This window comes from Coleofasciculus sp. FACHB-712 (assembly GCF_014695635.1).
Lineage (GTDB): Bacteria > Cyanobacteriota > Cyanobacteriia > Cyanobacteriales > FACHB-T130 > FACHB-T130.
This window is the reverse complement of record NZ_JACJOQ010000416.1, coordinates 1-5071: the sequence shown is the minus strand read 5'-3', so window position 1 is coordinate 5071 and position 5071 is coordinate 1. Positions and strand designations below refer to the sequence as shown.

The following is a 5071-nucleotide window of genomic DNA, read 5'->3' as shown; positions in this document are numbered from 1 at the left end:
TGGATTTGCTGACTCAGTTGCGGACTCTAGCCGCTACCTTACCCCAAGGGACAGAAGCTCTAGAGTCGATATTTGAAGAAACTGGGCGCATCAACCAGTACGACCCGATTCAAGACTATCTAAATCAAACCTTAACGGCATTGGAATACCGACTGCAACGGGAACCGCAAAACCGGGATTGGGCATACACGCTGGCTTTGTCAAAGGCACTAAAGCGACAAGTCAAAGGTGCGATCGCTGCCTTAGAACGAGTCGTTGAGATCGACTCCCAAAATCCCTACGCTTATGCCTATCTCGCCTTTGTCCATCTGTACGATTGGCATCCCGCCGCCGCCCAGAAAGCTTTGAAACCGGCTCTTGCCATCAACCCGAACTTATCCGAACTTCAAGCCCTGAATGGCGTAGCAACGCTTCTGCAAGGCAATCTCGTCAAAGCTTGGCAAATTCTGAAAGAATTAAAAATTCCGAATTAGAAACAAAATTCTTTCTTTTGCCTTTTACTTTTTGCCTTCTTCAGAGATGTTTCATCAAAATTAACTCCAACTGAGGAATGCCTATCGGCTTGCTGAGATAATCATTAGCACCAGCCTCTAGAAAACGGTCTCGATCTTCTGCCATTGTATTTACCGTCACCATTACCACTGGCAGTCTTTCCAGTTCCGGCTGCTGTTTTAAGTCTTTTAGTAAATCTAAGCCGCTGTATCCACCGGGTAAATTTACATCCAACAAAATCAGATCGGGCTGGAAGGTTCGCACTCGCTGAAGGAAATCCGTCCCATCAAGCAAATGTTCGACGGTATGGCCTACGACTTGGAGATAGTCTTGCAACAGCAACCCACTATTTTCATCGTCTTCCACAATTAGAATTCGTCCTTTGCCAGGGATAGAAAAAGGGTTGGCGGCGACTTTTAACTCGCCTTTTAACTCGCCATTGTTAAGTCCAGAAGACAATGAAGAAGAATCGCCCCCCTCGCTTGGAAACTGATAGATGGAGACTGATTCATTGCTCATATCGGGCAGATATAGAGTAAACTCACTGCCTTTTCCTAGGGTTGAGGAAACCGTCACATCTCCACCATGAAGTCGGGCTAAACTGCGAGTCAGTGACAACCCCAAACCAGTGCCAGCAAACTGCCGGTTCAGTCCGCTGTCCAATTGGCGAAATGGCTCAAATAACAATGACAGCTTCTCAGGGGCAATACCAATGCCCGTATCCGCTACGGTAAACGCAATGCATCCAGCCTGCTTTTGCACAATTAGGGAAACTTGACCCGATGGTGTGAACTTAATGGCATTCGATAGCAGATTCAATAACATCTGCTTTAGACGTCGTTCATCGGCGACACAAACATCAATTTCTGGGTCAATTTCACTGGTGAGTTGTAGCCCTCCTTCGTAGGCTTGTTCCCGCATAATCGTAACGACGTATTCGCACAAATTCGGCACGATAATTGGCATCGGGCAGAGTTTCTCTTTGCCTGCTTCGACTTTAGAAAGGTCAAGAATATCGTTAATCAGCGATAGGAGATGTTCGCCACTGTTATTAATGCAGGTGACATACTCTTTCTGTTTCTCATTGATTGTGCCAAAAATTTCTTGCCGCAGGATGTGAGAGAGTCCTAAGATGGCGTTAAGGGGCGTTCGGAGTTCGTGGCTCATGGTGGCAAGGAATTCACTTTTTGCTCGACTTCCCGCTTCTGCCGCTTCCTTTGCTTCCCGCAGTTCGATTTCTTTGTTCATGCGATCGCTAATGTCATACACGACCGCTTGCAGCACTTTTCGGTTGTCCAGCTCGATTGCCGTTAGCATCACCTCTGCCGGAAAATCTGTACCATCCGACTTCTGATAAATCCAATCAAAGCGACAGTTGCCTTCTGTTAGGGCAGTAGTAATGCGATCGCAAGCTAGAGTCAGGGAACTTTGACCATCGGGCTGAGTTGGTGGTGAGAATGTGCTGGGATGTTTGCCGCAAAACTCCTCCAAGCCATTACAGCCAAATAGGTGTAGGGTTGCACTGTTGCAATTGAAAATTTCTTGTTCATCCAACAGCATCACCGCCGCGCTGGTCGATTCATAGAGCGTTCGGAATTTGGTTTCCGATTCTTGCAGTGCCTTTTCTGCTTGTTTGCGCTCGGTAATGTCTCGCGTCGTATTGACCGCCAGCAGGACTTTCCCCCTGTCATCGCGGATTGCCGCCCCATTGATACTCACCCACTTGCGCTCTCCATTGAGACCGTGTACCACCAGCTCCTGATCGGTAAAAACTTCCCCTTGAAGTGCCCTTGTTAGAGGTAACTCCGACCGACGAGGGCGGGAACCATCTGGGTTCCGGACTTTTAATTTAGTTAAAAAATTCTTGACGTGAGGCATAGAGCCTGGAGCGGAGGTAGGTGTAACACCATTCCCGACCAGACCATATATCTGCAATGCCGCCCGGTTTAACAGCACGATTTGACCATCGGGTTGAGTGACAGTAATTCCCTCTTGAATGGAATCAAGAATGGCTTCCAGCAGTGTTTTTTCCTGAGCGAGTTGCTGAGTGCGCTCCTGAACGAGGCTTTCTAGCTGTTCAAGCTCGTGGGCATTGTAGAGTGCGATCGCTGTCTGTCCAGCTAACTGTTGCAGCAGTTGGATTTCCCATTCTAAGAACGGCGGACGCGGCTTGATCGAGCCGACGACTAGATAACCGTAGAATTGCTCTCTTACGAAGATAGGAGCCAAGAGCATCGTACTTGGTCTAGCCTCAGGACAAAGCGCTTGATAGGCTGGGGTCAACCAAAAGTCAGTAGTGTTTGCGATCGCTACCGGACGGTTTTCGAGCAACTCACTTCGCACCATTTCCCAGCCTTCTACGGACAGGGTTGTCCCTTGTAGGGGCGATTGAGAAATCGGCTTTACGGCATCTGATAAATGGGGCCAATACTCCGCTTCAATGTAAACTCGGTTTGATTCCGACAAGTCTCGGACTACCATGCAGAAATCGCAGCTCATCGGGACTGCCGTCTGTCGGACAATTTCATCAACGACTGATTTTGGATCGAGATTAGAATTTAAGGCAGTCGTGATGCGGTTTACTAAGGCTTCTCGCTCCAGTTGTTGCTGCAAGGCTCGCTGGGTTTGTTGGAGTCGTATCTGCATCCGCTGACGCTCAATGGCATATCGCACGGTGCGGAGCAGCAGATGGCTGTCGGCATGACCTTTGACGAGATAGTCTTGCGCTCCTTCTTGTACAGCAGAAAGTGCGATCGCTTCATCGGCTAGCCCCGACATCACCACAATCGGCACTTCTGGTACAGCATTGCAGACTCGTCTGACGGTTTCTAAACCCTGAGCATCTGGCAGCGATAAATCTAACAAAATCACCCCGATCGATAGTGGGAGGCGATCGCCTTTCAGCTCAAAAGGTTGCTGGTTCGCTGGTTGGTTAAACCTTTCAATCTTCAACTTCTGAACGTTCAACCCTTCTGAACTGACGAGGCAATCCAGGGCTTCTGTGAGCGTTTGAACGTGGATCAGCGTTATCTGGGGAGCATTGACTTCCCGCAGCAGTTCCCGCACGAGACGGGCATCGCCAGGGTTATCCTCCACAAGTAATACGGCGATCGGTTCAGTCTGCATGGGTTGCACTCCAATTCTTTTACTGGAGGGTCTTCTTCCAGCATTTCCCCTCTCTTTCGGCAGCGTTACCATCTTTATGAGCTAAAACTTCCAGGGTTACTTTGAAAATTCTTAGGAACCAATCCACCTCTACTGGCTTGGTAATGTAATTGAGATGCTATGTATTGTAAATATTTTAATCTTTCATCAATGTTATCGGGATTACTTGCGGAGTCCCTCCAGTGTGCTGGTTTGGCTTGTTTTTTGCCCACACTCGATCAATATTTTTTTAGAATTCGTATCTACAAGCATGATGTCTGACCCTACCTACAGGGTGAATTTACTATACTTCGCCCCCTGAAATGCCACGTCTGAGAAGTTGGTTATGGCATCATCCCTCTGTACAGGCTTTCCGATTCGGGCGGCAATTTCTTAGGATTGGCGACAGTATCTTCTTGACCGAATAAATAACTCCTCGTAGTTGCTGATACGACTTTTAAAAAAATCTAAATCTTTAAAGATTGTAAAGCTAATAGCTGGTCATTTTTTTGCTTGAATAATTGCTAAAATTTATTTTTCTAAAAATTTCTAAATAAAAATAGATTTTGTATGTCTAATTTTTTTATTGAATTTTAAATTAGTGATATAGTAGCAATCTCATTTGAGCTGTAAGATGCTAGCACTTCAGATACCTGACTTCTTAGAGAAGTCGGGTATCTCGCCTTTAGAAACCATTTAGGCTGGCTATATATATTATTAAATTACAAAAATTTTAGTTGACAAATGCACCTAAGCTAGGTTTATTGTTTAGCTAAAAAAACAGTAATTTGTCCTATATCTGAAGACTGATTTCTGATGAGGGATGTAATCAGAACTGGGATAGATGTGTAATAGAAAATATAAAACATCCTTAGAAGGCAAACAATAATTATGACTTGGTTAGAAAGGCAATTTGGACAACAGAAGACCAGCTCAGAAGGAGACAGCAAACATGACGCTCAGGCTGTCGAAGAACAAATGAGTCCAGGACTTACGGGTGAGTATGATTGGGAGTTGCGTGAGAAGGCTGGGATGCATAAACCTCCAACATTGCCAGAATACATGGGCTTTGAGGGGGAATACGATGCTAACGGATTAGCTAAGCGCGTTGCTGCTGCATTTGATCAAGAGCCGAACCTCAAAAATATTGACACTCTTGAAATCGCTCAAGACGGTGGCACGATTATCCTCACGGGTTCTGTACCCGATCAATCAATTTTGAGCCATGTCGAAGCGGTTGCTGCCAAAGTAGATGGCACCAAAGCAGTAGACCTTCACCAAGTGCAAATTAAAACCCACGAAGGTTCCGTCCGATAAAATTAGAAAGGTCTGCTGTTAGTGGGAGATAAAGATTGGCTCAGCTGCAACGATTAGCGATCGCTCCCTCTCAATTTCAAAACCAGCAAATTATCCTGACTGCCGAACAACAGCATTA

2 protein-coding genes and 1 pseudogene are annotated in these 5071 nt (G+C 46.2%); 2 read left to right on the top strand and 1 reads right to left on the bottom strand.

Annotation, left to right across the window (positions count from 1 at the left end):
• Positions 1–473 (top strand): annotated as a pseudogene (locus tag H6F50_RS12785) (phospholipid carrier-dependent glycosyltransferase); the annotation flags it as partial.
• Between the two features lie 40 nt (positions 474–513).
• On the opposite strand, the gene H6F50_RS12780 reads toward H6F50_RS12785, so the two are convergent.
• The gene (locus tag H6F50_RS12780) at positions 514–3618 is read right to left on the bottom strand and encodes a response regulator (protein ID WP_190428994.1); all 3105 of its coding nucleotides are present in this window, start codon (positions 3616–3618) and stop codon (positions 514–516) included.
• 909 nt (positions 3619–4527) lie between these two features.
• Here H6F50_RS12780 and H6F50_RS12775 point away from each other — a divergent pair.
• Positions 4528–4953: a BON domain-containing protein gene (locus tag H6F50_RS12775; RefSeq protein WP_190428993.1), complete on the top strand. Its 426-nt coding sequence runs from the start codon at positions 4528–4530 to the stop codon at positions 4951–4953.
• The last annotated feature ends 118 nt before the right edge of the window (positions 4954–5071 follow it).